This window comes from Ramlibacter humi (assembly GCF_004681975.1).
GTDB classification, from domain to species: domain Bacteria; phylum Pseudomonadota; class Gammaproteobacteria; order Burkholderiales; family Burkholderiaceae_C; genus Ramlibacter; species Ramlibacter humi.
On the sequence record NZ_SMLK01000004.1, the window covers coordinates 188718 to 203806 of the forward strand.

Consider the following 15089-nt stretch of genomic DNA (forward strand, 5'->3'; position numbering starts at 1 on the left):
CGCCCAAGGCGGCGCGCGGGAGCCGAGCATGACGTTGGAGCGATTTGCCGAGGTGCTGCGCGCGCGGCGCGGGATGGTGCTGGCGATCTGGCTGGCCGCGGTGGGCGTGGCGGCGGTGGTCTCGCTGGTGGCCACCCCGCAGTACACCGCCACGGCCGTGCTGCTGGTGGACCCGCGGGTGCCGGACCCGCAGCTCGGCAACGCGGCCGCGATCGGGATGGCCAACCACATCCCGACCGAGATCGAGGTGCTGCGCAGCGAACGCGTCGCCATGGCCGCGCTGAAGCTGCTGGACCTGCAGAACGATCCGGCCTGGCGCGCGCGCTGGATGGAGCGCACCGGCGGCGAAGGCTCGTTCGAGACCTGGCTGGCCGGCGAACTGGTGCGCAAGCTGGACGTGCGGCCCACGCGCGAATCGAACGTGCTGGCGGTGTCGTTCACCGCCACGCGCCCCGACGCCGCCACCCGGGTGGCCGACGCCGTGACCCAGGCCTACATCCGCAGCACGGCGGCGCTGCAGCAGGAACCCGCGCGGCAGTACAACGCACGCGTCGACGAACTGTCCACGCGCCAGCGCGACGCGCTGGAGAAGGCGCAGGCGAAGCTGGCCGACTACCAGCGCAAGTTCGGCATCGTCAGCACCGACGACCGGCTGGACGTGGAGAACACGCGTTTGTCCGAACTCAGCTCGCAGGTGGCCGTGCTGCAGGCGGCCGCGGCCGATGCGCAGGCGCGCCAGCGCCAGTCCGAGGTGAACCCCGGCGGCTTCGACGACGTGCAGAGAAGCCCCGCCGTCTTCGCGCTGACCACCGAGGTGGCGCGCCAGGAGAACCGGCTGACGGAGCTGCTGTCGCGCCTGGGCGAGAACCACCCCGACGTGGCCGAGGCGCGCCAGGTGCTGTCGGGCCTGCGCGCGCGGCTGCACGGCGTGAGCCGGCGCGCGACCGAGGCCATCGGCATCGAGAACCGCATGGCCGCGGAACGCCTGGCGCAAGCGCGCAAGGCGCTCGAGCAGCAACGCGCCACCGTGCTGGCGCTGCGCCAGGAGCGCAACGGCGCGCAGGTGCTGCAACGCGAAGTGGACAACGCGCAGCGCGCGTACGACGCGGTGCTGCTGCGGGCCAGCCAGACGACGGTGGAGGCCGGCGCGGTGCGCGGCACGGTCTCGGTGCTGAAGGCGGCCTCCGCGCCGCTTCGACCCACCTGGCCGCGGTTGAAGCTCAACCTGGCGGCGGCGGCGGTCCTGGGCTTGCTGCTCGGGGTGTTCGCGGCGCTGTGGCGAGAGGGGTGGAACCGCCGCCTGCGCATCGCCGACGACGTGACGCAGCTGGGGCAGTCGTTGCTGGTGGTGCTGCCCGACTCGGCGGCGCCGCGGCGCAGGCTGGCGCTGGAATCGCCAGGGAGGTGACCTCATGAGAGCGATGAATGGTGAACCCGAGAACCGGCTGCCCGGCGGCGGCAAGCCGCCCCTGGACGGCCTCGAGACCGGCGACATGCCGCCCCGCCGGCCCGGCAAGTGGGGCCCCGTGGAGATCGAGCGCGAACTGCGGCGCCAGCGGCAGCGCAGCCTGAGCTACGACGGCCGGGTGGAGCCGGTGCTGGAACACGCCGGCGTGCCCGACACGCTGGCCCGCCAGCTGCGCACGCCCCTGCCGCCCCTGCGCGCCTACGACGGCGACCCGGAACTGGTGGTGGCAGCGGATCCTTTCGGCGAGCCGGCGGAGGTGTTCCGCGACCTGTGCATCCAGCTGGCCACCAAGGCGGTGGACCGCAAGACCAAGGTCGCGCTCGCGGTCGTCAGCCCGAACCGGCGCGACGGCAAGAGCTACCTGGCCGCCAACCTCGCGGCCTGCCTCGGCCGGATGGGCGGCCGCACGCTGCTGGTGGATGCCGACCTGCGCGCGCCGCGGCTGCACCGCCTGCTGGACACGGAGCAGACCGACGGGCTGAGCAACATCCTGCGCGGCGAAGGCCGCTCGTCGCTGGTGCAGGCGGTGCAGCAGGTGCCCGGCCTGTTCTTCCTGCCCGCCGGCCCCGTGCCGATGAACCCGGTGGAGCTGCTGCAGAGCCCGCGGTTCAACCTGCTGGTGTTCGAGATGCTGCTCGCCTTCGACCACCTGGTGATCGACACGCCGGCCGGCGAATGGGGCCCCGATGCGCGGCTGGTGGCGGCCGCGGCGGGCGCGGCGCTGGTGGTCGGGCGCAAGGACGGCAGCACGCTGGAGGACCTGCGCAAAATGCTGGGCAGGATGGGCCAGCAGAAGGTGGAGATCGCCGGGATGGTGATCAACCGCCACGACGACTGAGCGCGGCGCGCGCCGTCATCGTGCACACCCGGCGCGCCGCGCGCGCCGGACCTCAGCGGGCTTCGCCGGCGTGCCCCAGGTGGTTGCGCGCCGCGTAGGCGTACAGGTCGAGCCGGTTGTTCACGTGCAGCTTGCGGTAGATGGACGTGAGGTGGTTGCGCAGCGTGTGGGAGCTGATGTCCATGCGGCTGGCGATCACCTTGGCGGGCACCGACGTGTCGGCCACCAGCGCGGCGATGGCCTGGCGCTCGCGGTCGGTGAGCGTGGAGATGCGCGCCACTTCCGGATCGTCGCGCTGCGCCGCCTTGTGGCGCACCATGTGCATGAACACCCGGCTGGTGGATCCGCGGTCGAGCCACAGCTCGCCTTCGTGCACCCTCTCGATGGCCGTGAGCAGCGTGCTGGGCGGGTCGCTTCGGTGCACGATGCCGTGCAGCCCGGCGATGACCGCGGCGTCCAGCACGGCGGTGTCGCGCAGGCTGGTGAGGACCAGCACCTTCGGCGTTCTCACCGCCACGAAGCGCACCAGTTCCGGCAGCTCGCAGCGCTCGTCCAGGTCGAGCACCACGACGTCGGCGCTGCCCGGCAGTTCGCCGGCTTCGCCCAGGGTCGCCGCGGTGCCCACCCACCGCAATCGCGGCGACGTCGCCATCAGCTGCTGGAGCGCCCAGGCCATCATGGTGGAAGCGATCAAGGCCACGCGCACGCCCACTTCTTCCATGGTGCAACTCACTGGTTGTTGGTCTTGCGAGCATGGTAGGCGGCAGGCCCGGCAGCACCGAGCATTCTTTCGTTTCATTACCCCCAGACCATGGAACTTTCAGCGGCCGGGCTGGCTTATGTGTACGGCCACGCGCGGGAGAAAGCACCCGGTGGCGGGCGCCGCATCCGCCGATGCGCGATGGGGCGAATCGGACCAGACTGCGCCATGGCCCACCACTTCCCGGAGCGCCGCGCGGTGCCGCGCGAGGCGCTGCGCGTGCCCGTGCACTGGGACGACGGGCGCTTTGGATGGACACGCGACATCTCGCCCGAGGGGGCGTACGTGCTCGTGCGGGGCGTCCACGTCTTCCACCGGTGGTGCGCGCTGGAGATCGGCTTCCGGCAGGCCGGCCTGCGGTTCCGCGCGCTGGCGCAGGTGCTGCGGGTGGAACACGAGATCGGCGGCACCGGCATCGCGCTGCGGCTGCGCGCGCCGCGCTTCTACGCGCTGCGCTGAAGCGTGCCCTCACGAGGGATCGGCGGCGGCCACCCCGGGCTTGATGCTGCCGTCAGGCTGCGGCACCGCGATGGGCGCGACTTCCACCGGCGCGATGCCGTCCTTCTTGGTGATGCCGATCTTCTCGGCCGTGGCGGGCGAGAGGTCGACGATGCGGCCGTCGACGTAGGGGCCGCGGTCCTGGATGGTGACGACGGCGCTCTGTCCCGTGTCCAGGTTGGTCACCTTGGCCTTGGTGCCCAGCGGCAAGGTCTTGCTCGCGGCGTTGTCTTCGCGCGGGTTCATGGGTTGGCCGTCGGCCATCTTGCGGCCGGCGAACTTGCGCGCGTAGTAGGAAGCCTTGCCCACCTGGCGGCGGCCGGAATGATCGAGCTGGTGGCCTTTGGCGGCGGGGTGCGCCGCGGAAGCGGCGGACTGCGGCTTGCCGGCGGGCTGCGGCGCATCGGCCGCGAAGCATGCCGCGCACATCGACATCGCGAAGGCGGCGGCGAACAGGCTCATCGCGCGCACCAAGAGGGCAGCCTTGCTCATGACCGGGAGTCTTGTCGCGGCAGAGGCCGGCCCGTCGTCAGGCCGCGCCGCGAATCGCCGTCGGATTTGGCGGCTCGGCTGCTGGAATCAGCTGGATGCCGATGGCGGACGCGCGCCCGACTGCAGCAGGATCCGCGCGAGCAGGTCGTCGGCGGCGCGCCGGAGCCCGGCTGCGCGCGTGGCCATTTCCGCCATGCGCGCATCGGCGGCGGCCCGGCCCACCCGCGCCAGCTCGACTTCGGCGTCGACCGCGGCCTGCTCGGCGTCACGCCAACGTTGGAACAGGTCTTCTTGCGTCATGGGCGGGCTCGCACACCGGATTATCATCAAATGCGAACCCAACCGTGGAGCCGCCGGCGGGCGGCACGTTGCCAAACGGCCGCGGAAAAAGAAAAACGCCACGCGATTGCGTGGCGTTTTGAAGACTTGGCGGAGTGGACGGGACTCGAACCCGCGACCCCCGGCGTGACAGGCCGGTATTCTAACCGACTGAACTACCACTCCGCGTCGGTGCGGCGTCCGCCCTCTCGGGCCAAGTGCCAGCCTAACTTGTTGCCTTCATTGCCTTGCGGCAAGTTCTGGCGACCCTACGGGGATTCGAACCCCGGTACTCACCGTGAAAGGGTGATGTCCTAGGCCTCTAGACGATAGGGTCGTGACCTTGGGACTTTCGTCTCCGTTCGACACCTTGCATTTTGGTGGAGGTAAGCGGGATCGAACCGCTGACCTCTTGCATGCCATGCAAGCGCTCTCCCAGCTGAGCTATACCCCCGCTTGGTGTCGAGCCTCGCATTCTACACTGAAATTTCAGCCCTTCGAAGCCGCTCGACAACAACTTCGCGCGGAAGCAGTTCCAGCACCGCATCCAGCGACGGCGTCTGCGGCGTGCCGAGCACCAGCACGCGCACCGGCATGGCCAGCTGCGGCATCTTCAGGCCCGTGGCGCGCAGCACTTCCTTCAGGCTCTCGGCGATGGCCGCCTTCTCCCACGGCACACCCTCGAGCATCTTCGCCAGCATGCTGATGGCCGGACGCACGCCGTCGGTGAGGTGCTTGGCGCGATCCTCTCCGCTGCCCTGCACCGGCTGGTAGAAGCGCGCGGCCCACTCGGCCAGCGCCACCGTCGTGTCGCAGCGGTCCTTCAGCAGGCCGCAGATGCGCGGCAGCCGCTCGTCCGGCATGACGCCCAGCTTCTTCATCTGCGCGGCCACCAGCTGCGCCAGCGCCGCGTCGTCCATCGCCTTCATGTGCTGCTGGTTCACCCAGCGCAGCTTGGCTTCGTCGAAGCGGCCGGCGCTGGTGCCCAGGTGGTCCAGGCCGAACCACTGCAGGAACTGCTCGCGGCTGAAGATCTCGTCGTCGCCGTGGGACCAGCCCAGCCGCGCCAGGTAGTTCACCACCGCGTCGGCCAGGAAGCCTTCGTCGCGGAACTGAGTGACGGGCTTGGCGCCGTTGCGCTTGCTCATCTTCTCGCCCTGCTCGTTCAGCACGGTGGGCAGGTGCGCGTACACGGGCGGTTCCTGCCCCAGCGCGCGGAAGATGTTGATCTGGCGCGGCGTGTTGTTCACGTGGTCGTCGCCGCGGATGACGTGCGTGATGCGCATGTCGATGTCGTCCACCACCACGCAGAAGTTGTACGTGGGCGTGCCGTCGGGCCGCGCGATGACCAGGTCGTCGAGTTCCTCGTTGCTGATCTCGATGCGGCCCTTCACCTTGTCTTCCCACACGACCGAACCGCCAGTGGGGTTGCGGAAGCGCAGCACCGGTTGCACGCCCTCGGGCACCGGCGGCAGCTGCTTGCCGGGCTCGGGCCGCCAAGTGCCGTCGTAGCGCGGCTTTTCCTTGTTGGCCATCTGCCGCTCGCGCAGCGCGTCCAGCTCGGCCACGCTCATGTAGCAGGGGTACACCAGGTCCTTCGCGCGCATCTGCGCGAGCACTTCCTTGTAGCGGTCCATCCGCTGCATCTGGTAGTACGGGCCTTCGTCGTGGTCCAGGCCCAGCCACTGCATGCCTTCCAGGATGACGTCCACCGCGGCTTGCGAGGAGCGCTCCAGGTCGGTGTCCTCGATGCGCAGCACGAACTCGCCGCCCGTGGAGCGCGCGAACGCCCACGGGTACAGCGCGGACCGGATGTTGCCGAGGTGGATGAAGCCCGTGGGCGACGGGGCGAATCGGGTGCGGACTTTCACGTCGGTAGGGAGATTCAAATCAGGTCCAGGCCGCGCGAGAGGTCGGCCATCATGTCTTCGGCGTGTTCGAGGCCCGCCGCCAGCCGGATCAGGCCCTGGCCGATGCCGGCGGCCTGGCGCTGCTCCTCGGTCAGGCGGCCATGCGACGTCACGGCGGGGTGCGTGATGATGGTCTTGGTGTCGCCGAGGTTGGTGGCGATGCTCATCACCTGGGCGCTGTCGATGACCTTGAACGCGTTCTTGCGCAGCGACCCGGGATCGCCGCCCTTCACGTCGAACGACAGCACCGCGCCGCCCGAGCCGGACTGCTGCCGCATCGCCAGCTCGTGCTGCGGGTGCGAGGCCAGCCCCGGGTAGTAGACGCGCGACACCTTCGGGTGCGCCTCCAGGAAACGGGCGATGGCCAGCGCGTTGGCGCTCTGGGCCTGCACGCGGATGCCCAGCGTCTCCAGCCCCTTGGTGACCACCCACGCGTTGAACGGCGCCAGCGTCATGCCGGCCGTGCGCACGATGGGGGCGAACACCTCGTTGATCCATTGGGCCCTGCCGCAGATCGCGCCCGCCATCACGCGGCCCTGGCCATCCAGGAACTTGGTGCCCGAATGGATGACGAAGTCCGCGCCGAGAGCGACAGGCTGCTGCAGGACCGGCGTGCAGAAGCAGTTGTCGACGGCCAGCAGCGCGCCCGCGCCGTGCGCGAGTTCCGCAAGCGCCGCGATGTCGCACACGTCCGTCAGCGGGTTGGTCGGCGTCTCCGCGAACAGCAGCTTCGTGTTCGGCCGGACTGCCGCCTTCCACTCCGCCAGGTCGACTTGCGACACGAAGGTGGACTGCACGCCGAACTTGCCGAACTCCTTGGCGAACAGGTTCAGCGTGGAGCCGAACACCGACCGCGAGCAGATGACGTGGTCGCCGGCCTTGAGCACGCCCATGCCGAGCAGCAAGATGGCGGCCATACCGGTGGACGTGCCGATGGCCGCTTCGGTACCCTCCATCGCCGCGAGACGCAGCTCGAACGACGTCACGGTCGGGTTCGACGTGCGGCCGTAGGTGTAGCCCTCCTGCGGATTGGCGAAACGATGCGCCATCGTCTCTGCGTCCGGCTGCACGAAGCCGCTGGTGAGGTACAGCGCCTCCGAGTTCTCGCCCCACTGGCTGGCGGGCAGGCCCGTGCGCACGGCGAGCGTGTCGCGATGCAGGCCGGCGGGGAGCTTCTTCTCCTTCACTTCAGGCCTCCTGCGCGTTGGGCAGTGCCAGGCGCGAGGTGGTTTCGTCCAGCGGATCTTCCTGGCCGATGCGGGCCTCGTTGATGCGGGCGATGTCGTCCGGGTTGATGTCGCCGGTGACGTACACGCCGTCGAAGCACGAAGCGTCGAAGCCGTCCAGGTGCACCGCCTGATTGGGCGCGCGCGCGGCGGCCACCGCGCGCTTCATGCCTTCCACGTCCTGGTAGATCAGCGCGTCGCAGCCGATGATGTCGCGCACCTCGTCCACCGTGCGGCCGTAGGCGACCAGCTCGCTGGCCGTGGGCATGTCGATGCCGTAGACGTTGGGAAAGCGCACCGGCGGCGCGGCGCTGGCCAGGTAGACCTTCTTCGCGCCGGCGTCGCGCGCCATCTGCACGATCTCGCGGCTGGTGGTGCCGCGCACGATGCTGTCGTCGACCAGCAGCACGTTGCGGCCCTTGAATTCGCTGCCGATGACGTTGAGCTTCTGGCGCACCGACTTCTTGCGCACGCCCTGCCCCGGCATGATGAAGGTGCGGCCCACGTAGCGGTTCTTCACGAAGCCTTCGCGGTACGGGATGCCCAGCAGGTGCGACAGCTGCGTGGCGCTGGGCCGGCTGCTCTCGGGGATCGGGATGATGACGTCGATCTCGTTGGGCGGCACCGTGGACACCACGCGCTTGGCCAGCGTCTCGCCCAGGTTCAGCCGCGCCTGGTAGACCGAGATGCCGTCCATCACCGAGTCGGGCCGCGCCAGGTACACGTACTCGAAGATGCAGGGCGACAGCTTCGCGTCCTGCGCGCACTGCTTGGCGTGCACCTTGCCTTGCAGGTCGATGAACACGGCCTCGCCGGGCAGCACGTGGCGTTCCAGCACGTGGCCCGTGCCTTCCAGCGTGACCGACTCGCTGGCCACCATCACCGTGCCGTCCTTGCCGCGGCCCAGCGACAGCGGGCGGATGCCGTACGGGTCGCGGAAAGCCAGCACGCCGTGGCCGGCGATGAGCGCGATCACCGCGTACGAGCCGCGCACGCGCTTGTGCACGGCCGCGACGGCGCGGAACACGTCGTCGGGCTGCAGCGGCACGCCGCGCGTGGCCTTCTCCAGCTCGTGCGCGAACACGTTGAGCAGCACTTCGGAATCGCTCTCGGTGTTGATGTGGCGGTGATCGGTGGAGAACAGCTCGGCCTTCAGCGCCTGCGCGTTGGTGAGGTTGCCGTTGTGCACCAGGACGATGCCGAACGGCGCGTTGACGTAGAACGGCTGCGCCTCTTCCTCGCTGTACGCGTTGCCCGCCGTCGGGTAGCGCACCTGGCCCAGGCCCGCGTTGCCCGGCAGCGCGCGCATGTTGCGGGTGCGGAACACGTCGCGCACCATGCCCTTGGCCTTGTGCATGAAGAACTTGCGTTCCTGCTGGGTCACGATGCCGGCCGCGTCCTGGCCGCGGTGCTGCAGCAGCAGCAACGCGTCATAGATCAGCTGGTTCACGGGCGCGCTACTGACGACGCCGACGATTCCGCACATGGGAGACCTTCCGAACTTCCGCTAAGGCAGGTACTGCCCGAACCTCTCGGGCACCACCGGCTTCAAACCCCTGAGCGCCGCCGTCGAAACGCCGGCGCCCGCCGATTCCGTCCACCACTGCGCGTTGCGCAGCGGCGTCATGTTCACCACCACCGCCGCGGCCAGCAGCAGCACCACGCCGCGCACCAGCCCGAAGGCGCCGCCCAGGGCCCGGTCCACCGGCCGCAGCCCCACCGCTTCCACCAGCTTGCGGGTGGCCCACGCGATGAGCCCGCCAGCGAACACCGCCACGATGAACACCGCCGCGAACCCGGCCGCGTACCTCAGCGGCTCCGCCGCGTCGGGCATCGGCATCCACTTTGCCACTTCCGGCGCCAGGAACTGGGCCAGCACGAAGGCGGCCACCCAGCTCAGCACCGACAGCACCTCGTAGACCAGTCCGCGCAGCAGGCCCAGCAGCAGCGAGAACGCCAGCACGCCGAGGAAGACCCAGTCGAGCGTCGCGATGCCCACCCCAGCCTCACAAGGTGAGGATGGCCGCCGGCAATTCCAGTTCCTTGACCTTGCCGGCCGCTTTCTCGGCTTCGGCCTTGCTGTCGTAAGGGCCGGCGCGCACGCGGGTGCGCTTGCCGTCCTTGGTGTCGGCCACGTTGGTGTAGTTCTTGAGCCCGGCCTTCTCCAGCTTGCGCTGCGCTTCGCGCGCCTTCGCCGCATCGGAGAACGCACCCACCTGCACGACATAGCGCACGCCCTTCGCGGCGGCCTCGTTGCCGGCCGACGCCTGCACCGGCTTGGCTTCCACCGGCTTGCCTTCCAGCAGGGATTGCGCGCGAGTGCCGTCGTCGGACCTGGCGGTCTCGGTCCTGCGCGCTTCGGGCTTGACGGGCGCGGCGGGCTTGCTCGCGGCGGCCACGGCCTTGGCCGTTTCGGCTTTCGCTTCGGCCTTCGGCTCGGGCCTGGGTTCAGGCTTGGCTTCCGGCGCCGCGGTGATGGCGCCGGCGGCGACAGGGCGGCTGGGCGCGGATGCCGCCTTGGCCACGGCAGGCACTGAAGCGGGCTTGGCCGCGGCGGGCGCCGAAGCGGGTTCGGCGGACGCGACATGCTCGCTGGCCACGGGCGCTTTGGCCACCGGCACGGGCGCGGGCAGCGGCTTGGCCTTGGCGCGGTCGGGAATCTCGATGGGGATGTCGACGGCGACGGGACGCGGCTGCGTGTCGAACAGCAGCGGGAACCCCACCACGCCCACCAGCACCAGCACGGCGGCGCCGATCAGGCGGTGGCGCGCGCGGCGCCGCAGGACTTCCACGCTTTCGGGCGGCGCGGCGGCGGCCGCGCTGTCGTCGGCACCACCCTTGCGGAACTTGAAAAAGGCCATGAGCGTGGGTTCAGGAGCCCAGGTGGCGGGCCTGAAGGCGGGGCAGTCCGTCCTTCAGCACACCCCCCACCGTGTAGAACGATCCGAAGACCAGGATTCTATCAGTGGGGTCCGCTTCGCCCATCGCGGCGCGCATCGCTTCCAGCGGCGTCGCGTGCGTCGTAGACGAAGCGTCCTTGCGCGTGCTTTGCGACTTCCACAGCGCTTCCAGCGAAGCGGCGCTGGCCGCGCGCGGCGTGTCCAGGTCGGTGAAATGCCAGCGGTCCACCAGCGGGTCCATCCGGCGCAGCATCGCGTTCAGGTCCTTGTCGCCCATCGCGCCGAACACCGCGCGCGTGGTGGGATAGAACCCCATCGCGTCCAGGTTCGCCGCCAGCGCCGCGACCGAATGCGGGTTGTGCGCGACGTCCAGCACCAGCGTGGGCTGGCCCGGCACGATCTGGAAGCGGCCCGGCAGGTCGGCCAGCGCCAGCCCGGTGCGGATGGCCTGCGCCGTGACCGGCAGGCGGTCGCGCAGCGCCGACAGCGCGGCCAGCACGCCGGACGCATTCACCAGCTGGTTGGCGCCGCGCAGCGCCGGATAACCCAGCCCCGCGTAGCGCCGCCCGCGGCCGGCCCAGGCCCATTGCTGCTTGTCGCCGGTGAAGTTGAAGTCGCGCCCGGGCAGCCACAGGTCGGCGCCGACGGCCTGCGCCGCTTCCACCACGCTCTTGGGCGGCATGGGGTCGCTCACGATGGCGGGCTTGCCCGCGCGCAGGATGCCGGCCTTCTCGCGGCCGATCGCCTCGCGGTCGGGGCCCAGGAACTCCTGGTGGTCCAGGTCGATGCTGGTGATCACCGCGCAGTCGGTGTCGATGACGTTCACCGCGTCCAGGCGGCCGCCCAGGCCCACTTCCAGGATGGCAACGTCCAGTTCGCTGGCGGCCATCAGGCTCATGATCGCCAGCGTGGTGAACTCGAAGTAGGTCAGCTGCACGTCCTGGCGCGCGGCTTCGACGCGCTCGAAGTGCGGCACCAGCGCTTGCGGGGACACGATCTCGCCCAGCAGGCGGCAGCGTTCCTCGAAGTGCACCAGGTGCGGCGAGGTGTACACGCCAGTGCGCCAGCCCGCCTGCCGGCAGATGGATTCCAGCATCGCGCAGGTGGAGCCCTTGCCGTTGGTGCCCGCGACGGTGATCACGGGGCAGGCGAAGGCCAGGTTCATGCGGCCGGCCACTTCGCGCACGCGGTCCAGGCCGAGCGCGATGGCCTTGGGGTGCAGGCGCTCGCAATGCGCCAGCCAGTCTTGCAGGGTCTGCATGCCGCGATTGTCCCAGCGATACGATGCACCCATGGAACCTTGCGTCTACGGCATCCCAAACTGCGACACGGTCAAGAAGGCGCGCGCCTGGCTCGACGGCCAGGGCGTCGCGTACCGTTTCCACGATTTCAAGAAGGCCGGCGTGCCCGCCGACCGGCTGGCGGCCTGGAGCCGGGCCGTGGGCTGGGAGAAGCTGGTCAACCGGCAGGGCACCACCTGGCGCAAGCTCGACGCGGGCGTCCAGGGCGCCGTGCGCGACGACGCTTCGGCGCGCGAGCTGATGCTGGCGCAGCCCAGCGTGATCAAGCGCCCGGTGGTGGAGTGGCCCGGCGGAACCGTCACCGTGGGTTTCGACACCAACACCTGGCAGGGCAAAGTCCGCCCTTAGCCCATCTTTTACGGTGCCTTTACCAATGCGGTACCCGGCGGCGACAGCACCTGCCTAGAATTTGCGCATGGCCTTCAGGAAAGCGAGGTCCCCCATGATGAAGAAATCCGTTGTCATCGCGCTGGCCGCCCTGGCCGGCACCGCCGCGGTCCAGGCGCAGGAAGTCGGCCGCGTCCTGTCCACCACGCCCGTGATCCAGCAGGTCGCGGTGCCGCGCCAAATCTGCAACCAGCAGGCCGTGGCGGTCGAGCAGCCCACCACCGGCGCCGGCGGCGTCATGGGCGCCATCGCGGGCGGCGCCATCGGCAGCACCATCGGCGCCGGCAGCGGCCGCGGCGTGGCCACGGTCATCGGCGCGCTCGGCGGCGCCGTGCTGGGCAACAACCTCGAAGGCGGCAACCGCACGCAGCTGCAGAACGTGCAGCAGTGCACGACCCAGACCTTCTACGAGAACCGCGCCACCAGTTACAACGTGGTGTACGAATACGCCGGCCGCCAATACCAGGTGAACATGCCCAACGACCCGGGCCCCACCGTGCAACTGCAGGTCACGCCGGTCAACGCCGCGCCGCCCCCGCCGCAGACGCTGGCACCGGTGCAGACCGCTCCCATCGCGGCGGCGCCCGTCTACGTGCAGCCGGCGCCCACCGTCGTCGTGCCCAGCACGGTGGTGTACCCGGCCTACTACCCGCGCCCGTACTACTACCCGCCGGTATCGCTGTCCCTGGGTTATGTGTGGGGCGGCGGGCATCACCGCCACTGGCGCTGAGCCCTCGCGGGCACCCACGAAAAAACCGCCACGACCGTGGCGGTTTTTCTTTGGCGGCCATGGCGGCGGATTCTGGCGGCTGCCCTTCCCTGCGCGCCGCCAGCCCGGCTGGATTCGGCGGATCAGCCCCAGCCTGCTCGGTAAAATCATGGGTTTCCCCTAGCGGCAGCCTTCCCATGACCACCGAGACCCTGGCCGGCGTCAGCGTGACCACGCGCGCCAACGTGTATTTCGACGGCAAGTGCGTGAGCCACACGCTGGCCTTTCCCGACGGCACGAAGAAGTCGGTGGGCGTGATCCTGCCTGCCACCCTCACTTTCAACACCGGCGCGCCCGAGATCATGGAATGCGTGGGCGGCTCGTGCGAGTACAAGCTCGCCGGCACCAGCGAGTGGAAGAAGTCCGGCGTGGGCGAGAAGTTCAGCGTGCCGGGCAACACCAGCTTCGAGATCCGCGTGACGGAGCCTTACCACTACATCTGCCACTTCGGCTGAACCGCGCACACGCCATGAGCACCATCCTCGAACACCTGCCCGCCGGCCAGAAAGTCGGCATCGCGTTCTCCGGCGGCCTGGACACCAGCGCCGCGCTGCACTGGATGCGCCAGAAGGGCGCCATCCCCTACGCGTACACCGCCAACCTGGGCCAGCCCGACGAGCCAGACTACGACGAGATCCCGCGCAAGGCCATGCAGTACGGCGCCGAGAAGGCGCGCCTGATCGACTGCCGCAAGCAGCTGGCGCAGGAAGGCATCGCCGCGTTGCAGGCCGGCGCTTTCCACATCACCACCGCAGGCCTGACCTACTTCAACACCACGCCGCTGGGCCGCGCCGTCACCGGCACCATGCTGGTGGCCGCGATGAAGGAAGACGACGTCAACATCTGGGGCGACGGCAGCACCTTCAAGGGCAACGACATCGAGCGCTTCTACCGCTACGGCCTGCTGACCAACCCCGCGCTGAAGGTCTACAAGCCCTGGCTGGACCAGATGTTCATCGACGAACTGGGTGGCCGCGCCGAGATGAGCGCGTTCATGACCAGGTCCGGCTTCGCCTACAAGATGTCGGCCGAGAAGGCGTACAGCACCGACAGCAACATGCTGGGCGCCACGCACGAAGCCAAGGACCTGGAGCACCTGAACTCCGGCATCAGGATCGTCAACCCGATCATGGGTGTGGCGTTCTGGCGCGACGACGTGCAGGTGAAGGCCGAGGAAGTGCGCGTGCGCTTCGAGGAAGGCCAGCCGGTCGCCCTGAACGGCAAGGAATACGCCGACCCCGTCGAGCTGATCCTGGAAGCCAACCGCATCGGCGGCCGCCACGGCCTGGGCATGAGCGACCAGATCGAGAACCGCATCATCGAAGCCAAGAGCCGCGGCATCTACGAAGCGCCCGGCCTGGCGCTGCTGTTCATCGCCTACGAGCGCCTGGTCACCGGCATCCACAACGAAGACACCATCGAGCAGTACCGCGACAACGGCCGCAAGCTGGGCCGCCTGCTCTACCAGGGCCGCTGGTTCGACCCGCAGGCCATCATGCTGCGCGAGACCGCGCAGCGCTGGGTGGCGCGTGCGATCACCGGCGAAGTGACGCTGGAACTGCGCCGCGGCAACGACTACTCGCTGCTGAACACCGAGTCGCCCAACCTCACCTACGCGCCCGAGCGCCTGTCGATGGAGAAGGTGGAGAACGCCCCGTTCTCGCCCAAGGACCGCATCGGCCAGCTCACCATGCGCAACCTGGACATCGTCGACACGCGCGAAAAGCTGGGGATTTACAGCAAGAGCGGTTTGCTGTCGGTGGGTGGCGGGGCTTCGCTGCCGCAGATCGGCGAGAAGAAGTAAGGCGCGCAATCCGGGGTTGGCTTGAAGGCCGCGCGGCGCGCCAGGCGGTGCCCGGCCTGGGTTCATTCTCCGGCGATGTTTGAGCGCTGTCGCGATCAAACACTTCGCGTAGGCTTCGGCGTCATTCCCGCGGAGGCGGGAATCCATGGCGTCCGCATTCAACGGCCGTAGTGGAAGCGATGGATTTCCGCCTTCGCGGGAATGACGCCGTTGAGAGGCCGCGCGATGCAGGTGGAATTCCTTCTTCGAACCCGCACGCTGGTCCCAGCGCGGCGGGTGGCGCCTGGCGCGGCCGATTTCGGAAGCGCCGCCGAATCGGCCGGGCCCGGGACAGCATCACGCGCGACAGCGCGTGATGCGACTGTCCTCTAGCTCCGGTGAGTGTTTGAGTGGCGAGCGCAGCTCGCAACGAGTTGCG

16 protein-coding genes and 3 tRNA genes are annotated in these 15089 nt (G+C 69.5%); 7 read left to right on the plus strand and 12 right to left on the minus strand.

The window, feature by feature from the left end; all coding sequences use genetic code 11:
* Positions 1-28: 28 nt before the first annotated feature.
* Together EZ216_RS13945 and EZ216_RS13950 are read left to right on the plus strand one after the other, a co-directional pair.
* Complete coding sequence (locus EZ216_RS13945) at positions 29-1408, plus strand: Wzz/FepE/Etk N-terminal domain-containing protein (protein ID WP_167772918.1); 1380 nt, start codon at positions 29-31, stop codon at positions 1406-1408.
* A gap of 4 nt (positions 1409-1412) precedes the next feature.
* Positions 1413-2306 (plus strand): CpsD/CapB family tyrosine-protein kinase, encoded by an 894-nt coding sequence (locus EZ216_RS13950; protein ID WP_135250392.1) that lies wholly within the window; start codon positions 1413-1415, stop codon positions 2304-2306.
* Positions 2307-2358: 52 nt separating this feature from the next.
* On the opposite strand, the gene EZ216_RS13955 is transcribed toward EZ216_RS13950, so the two are convergent.
* On the minus strand, positions 2359-3027 hold the full coding sequence (locus tag EZ216_RS13955; protein WP_167772919.1) for a response regulator transcription factor: 669 nt from the start codon (positions 3025-3027) through the stop codon (positions 2359-2361).
* 207 nt (positions 3028-3234) lie between these two features.
* Between EZ216_RS13955 and EZ216_RS13960 the strand changes: the two genes are divergently transcribed.
* Positions 3235-3525, plus strand: coding sequence for a hypothetical protein (locus EZ216_RS13960; protein ID WP_135250394.1), 291 nt, complete (start codon positions 3235-3237; stop codon positions 3523-3525).
* 9 nt (positions 3526-3534) lie between these two features.
* Here the strand turns inward: EZ216_RS13960 and EZ216_RS13965 are convergent, their stop codons facing one another.
* The 11 genes from EZ216_RS13965 to folC all read right to left on the minus strand — a co-directional run bounded on the left by EZ216_RS13965 (position 3535) and on the right by folC (position 11671).
* The gene (locus EZ216_RS13965) at positions 3535-4056 is read right to left on the minus strand and encodes a septal ring lytic transglycosylase RlpA family protein (RefSeq protein ID WP_239024386.1); all 522 of its coding nucleotides are present in this window, start codon (positions 4054-4056) and stop codon (positions 3535-3537) included.
* A gap of 87 nt (positions 4057-4143) precedes the next feature.
* Positions 4144-4356 (minus strand): hypothetical protein, encoded by a 213-nt coding sequence (locus EZ216_RS13970; RefSeq protein WP_135250395.1) that lies wholly within the window; start codon positions 4354-4356, stop codon positions 4144-4146.
* A 127-nt stretch (positions 4357-4483) separates the two neighbouring features.
* Positions 4484-4560, minus strand: a tRNA-Asp gene (locus tag EZ216_RS13975).
* Between the two features lie 75 nt (positions 4561-4635).
* Positions 4636-4711 (minus strand) — tRNA-Glu (locus EZ216_RS13980).
* A 41-nt stretch (positions 4712-4752) separates the two neighbouring features.
* Positions 4753-4828 (minus strand) — tRNA-Ala (locus EZ216_RS13985).
* A 22-nt stretch (positions 4829-4850) separates the two neighbouring features.
* The gene (gene gltX / locus EZ216_RS13990; RefSeq protein ID WP_135250396.1) at positions 4851-6245 is read right to left on the minus strand and encodes a glutamate--tRNA ligase; all 1395 of its coding nucleotides are present in this window, start codon (positions 6243-6245) and stop codon (positions 4851-4853) included.
* A 14-nt stretch (positions 6246-6259) separates the two neighbouring features.
* A complete protein-coding gene (locus tag EZ216_RS13995; protein ID WP_135250397.1) occupies positions 6260-7471 on the minus strand; it encodes an O-succinylhomoserine sulfhydrylase in 1212 nt (403 codons plus the stop codon).
* A 1-nt stretch (position 7472) separates the two neighbouring features.
* Positions 7473-8996 carry an amidophosphoribosyltransferase gene (gene purF / locus EZ216_RS14000; RefSeq protein ID WP_135250398.1) on the minus strand — a complete coding sequence of 508 codons (1524 nt, stop codon included), beginning with the start codon at positions 8994-8996 and terminating at the stop codon, positions 7473-7475.
* A 21-nt stretch (positions 8997-9017) separates the two neighbouring features.
* Complete coding sequence (locus tag EZ216_RS14005; RefSeq protein ID WP_135250553.1) at positions 9018-9503, minus strand: CvpA family protein; 486 nt, start codon at positions 9501-9503, stop codon at positions 9018-9020.
* 13 nt (positions 9504-9516) lie between these two features.
* Positions 9517-10371, minus strand: a complete 855-nt coding sequence (locus EZ216_RS14010) for an SPOR domain-containing protein (RefSeq protein ID WP_135250399.1) — start codon at positions 10369-10371, stop codon at positions 9517-9519.
* Between the two features lie 10 nt (positions 10372-10381).
* Complete coding sequence (folC, locus tag EZ216_RS14015) at positions 10382-11671, minus strand: bifunctional tetrahydrofolate synthase/dihydrofolate synthase (protein WP_135250400.1); 1290 nt, start codon at positions 11669-11671, stop codon at positions 10382-10384.
* A gap of 31 nt (positions 11672-11702) precedes the next feature.
* Between folC and EZ216_RS14020 the strand changes: the two genes are divergently transcribed.
* From EZ216_RS14020 to argG, 4 genes are all read left to right on the plus strand, one after another.
* Positions 11703-12059: an ArsC family reductase gene (locus EZ216_RS14020; protein WP_135250401.1), complete on the plus strand. Its 357-nt coding sequence runs from the start codon at positions 11703-11705 to the stop codon at positions 12057-12059.
* A 97-nt stretch (positions 12060-12156) separates the two neighbouring features.
* The gene (locus EZ216_RS14025) at positions 12157-12828 is read left to right on the plus strand and encodes a glycine zipper 2TM domain-containing protein (RefSeq protein ID WP_135250554.1); all 672 of its coding nucleotides are present in this window, start codon (positions 12157-12159) and stop codon (positions 12826-12828) included.
* Positions 12829-13004: 176 nt separating this feature from the next.
* Positions 13005-13322: a pyrimidine/purine nucleoside phosphorylase gene (gene ppnP, locus EZ216_RS14030; RefSeq protein WP_135250402.1), complete on the plus strand. Its 318-nt coding sequence runs from the start codon at positions 13005-13007 to the stop codon at positions 13320-13322.
* A gap of 14 nt (positions 13323-13336) precedes the next feature.
* The gene (gene argG / locus EZ216_RS14035; protein WP_135250403.1) at positions 13337-14671 is read left to right on the plus strand and encodes an argininosuccinate synthase; all 1335 of its coding nucleotides are present in this window, start codon (positions 13337-13339) and stop codon (positions 14669-14671) included.
* Positions 14672-15089: the final 418 nt, after the last annotated feature.

What these genes read in the sequence shown, in the direction of transcription:
- EZ216_RS13945 (WP_167772918.1), top strand. Translation starts at nt 29, where the DNA reads ATGACGTTGGAGCGATTTGCCGAGGTGCTGCGCGCGCGGCGCGGGATG.
- EZ216_RS13950 (WP_135250392.1), top strand. Translation starts at nt 1,413, where the DNA reads ATGAGAGCGATGAATGGTGAACCCGAGAACCGGCTGCCCGGCGGCGGC.
- EZ216_RS13955 (WP_167772919.1), bottom strand. Translation starts at nt 3,027, where the DNA reads ATGGAAGAAGTGGGCGTGCGCGTGGCCTTGATCGCTTCCACCATGATG.
- EZ216_RS13960 (WP_135250394.1), top strand. Translation starts at nt 3,235, where the DNA reads ATGGCCCACCACTTCCCGGAGCGCCGCGCGGTGCCGCGCGAGGCGCTG.
- EZ216_RS13965 (WP_239024386.1), bottom strand. Translation starts at nt 4,056, where the DNA reads ATGAGCAAGGCTGCCCTCTTGGTGCGCGCGATGAGCCTGTTCGCCGCC.
- EZ216_RS13970 (WP_135250395.1), bottom strand. Translation starts at nt 4,356, where the DNA reads ATGACGCAAGAAGACCTGTTCCAACGTTGGCGTGACGCCGAGCAGGCC.
- purF (WP_135250398.1), bottom strand. Translation starts at nt 8,996, where the DNA reads ATGTGCGGAATCGTCGGCGTCGTCAGTAGCGCGCCCGTGAACCAGCTG.
- EZ216_RS14010 (WP_135250399.1), bottom strand. Translation starts at nt 10,371, where the DNA reads ATGGCCTTTTTCAAGTTCCGCAAGGGTGGTGCCGACGACAGCGCGGCC.
- folC (WP_135250400.1), bottom strand. Translation starts at nt 11,671, where the DNA reads ATGCAGACCCTGCAAGACTGGCTGGCGCATTGCGAGCGCCTGCACCCC.
- EZ216_RS14020 (WP_135250401.1), top strand. Translation starts at nt 11,703, where the DNA reads ATGGAACCTTGCGTCTACGGCATCCCAAACTGCGACACGGTCAAGAAG.
- EZ216_RS14025 (WP_135250554.1), top strand. Translation starts at nt 12,157, where the DNA reads ATGAAGAAATCCGTTGTCATCGCGCTGGCCGCCCTGGCCGGCACCGCC.
- ppnP (WP_135250402.1), top strand. Translation starts at nt 13,005, where the DNA reads ATGACCACCGAGACCCTGGCCGGCGTCAGCGTGACCACGCGCGCCAAC.
- argG (WP_135250403.1), top strand. Translation starts at nt 13,337, where the DNA reads ATGAGCACCATCCTCGAACACCTGCCCGCCGGCCAGAAAGTCGGCATC.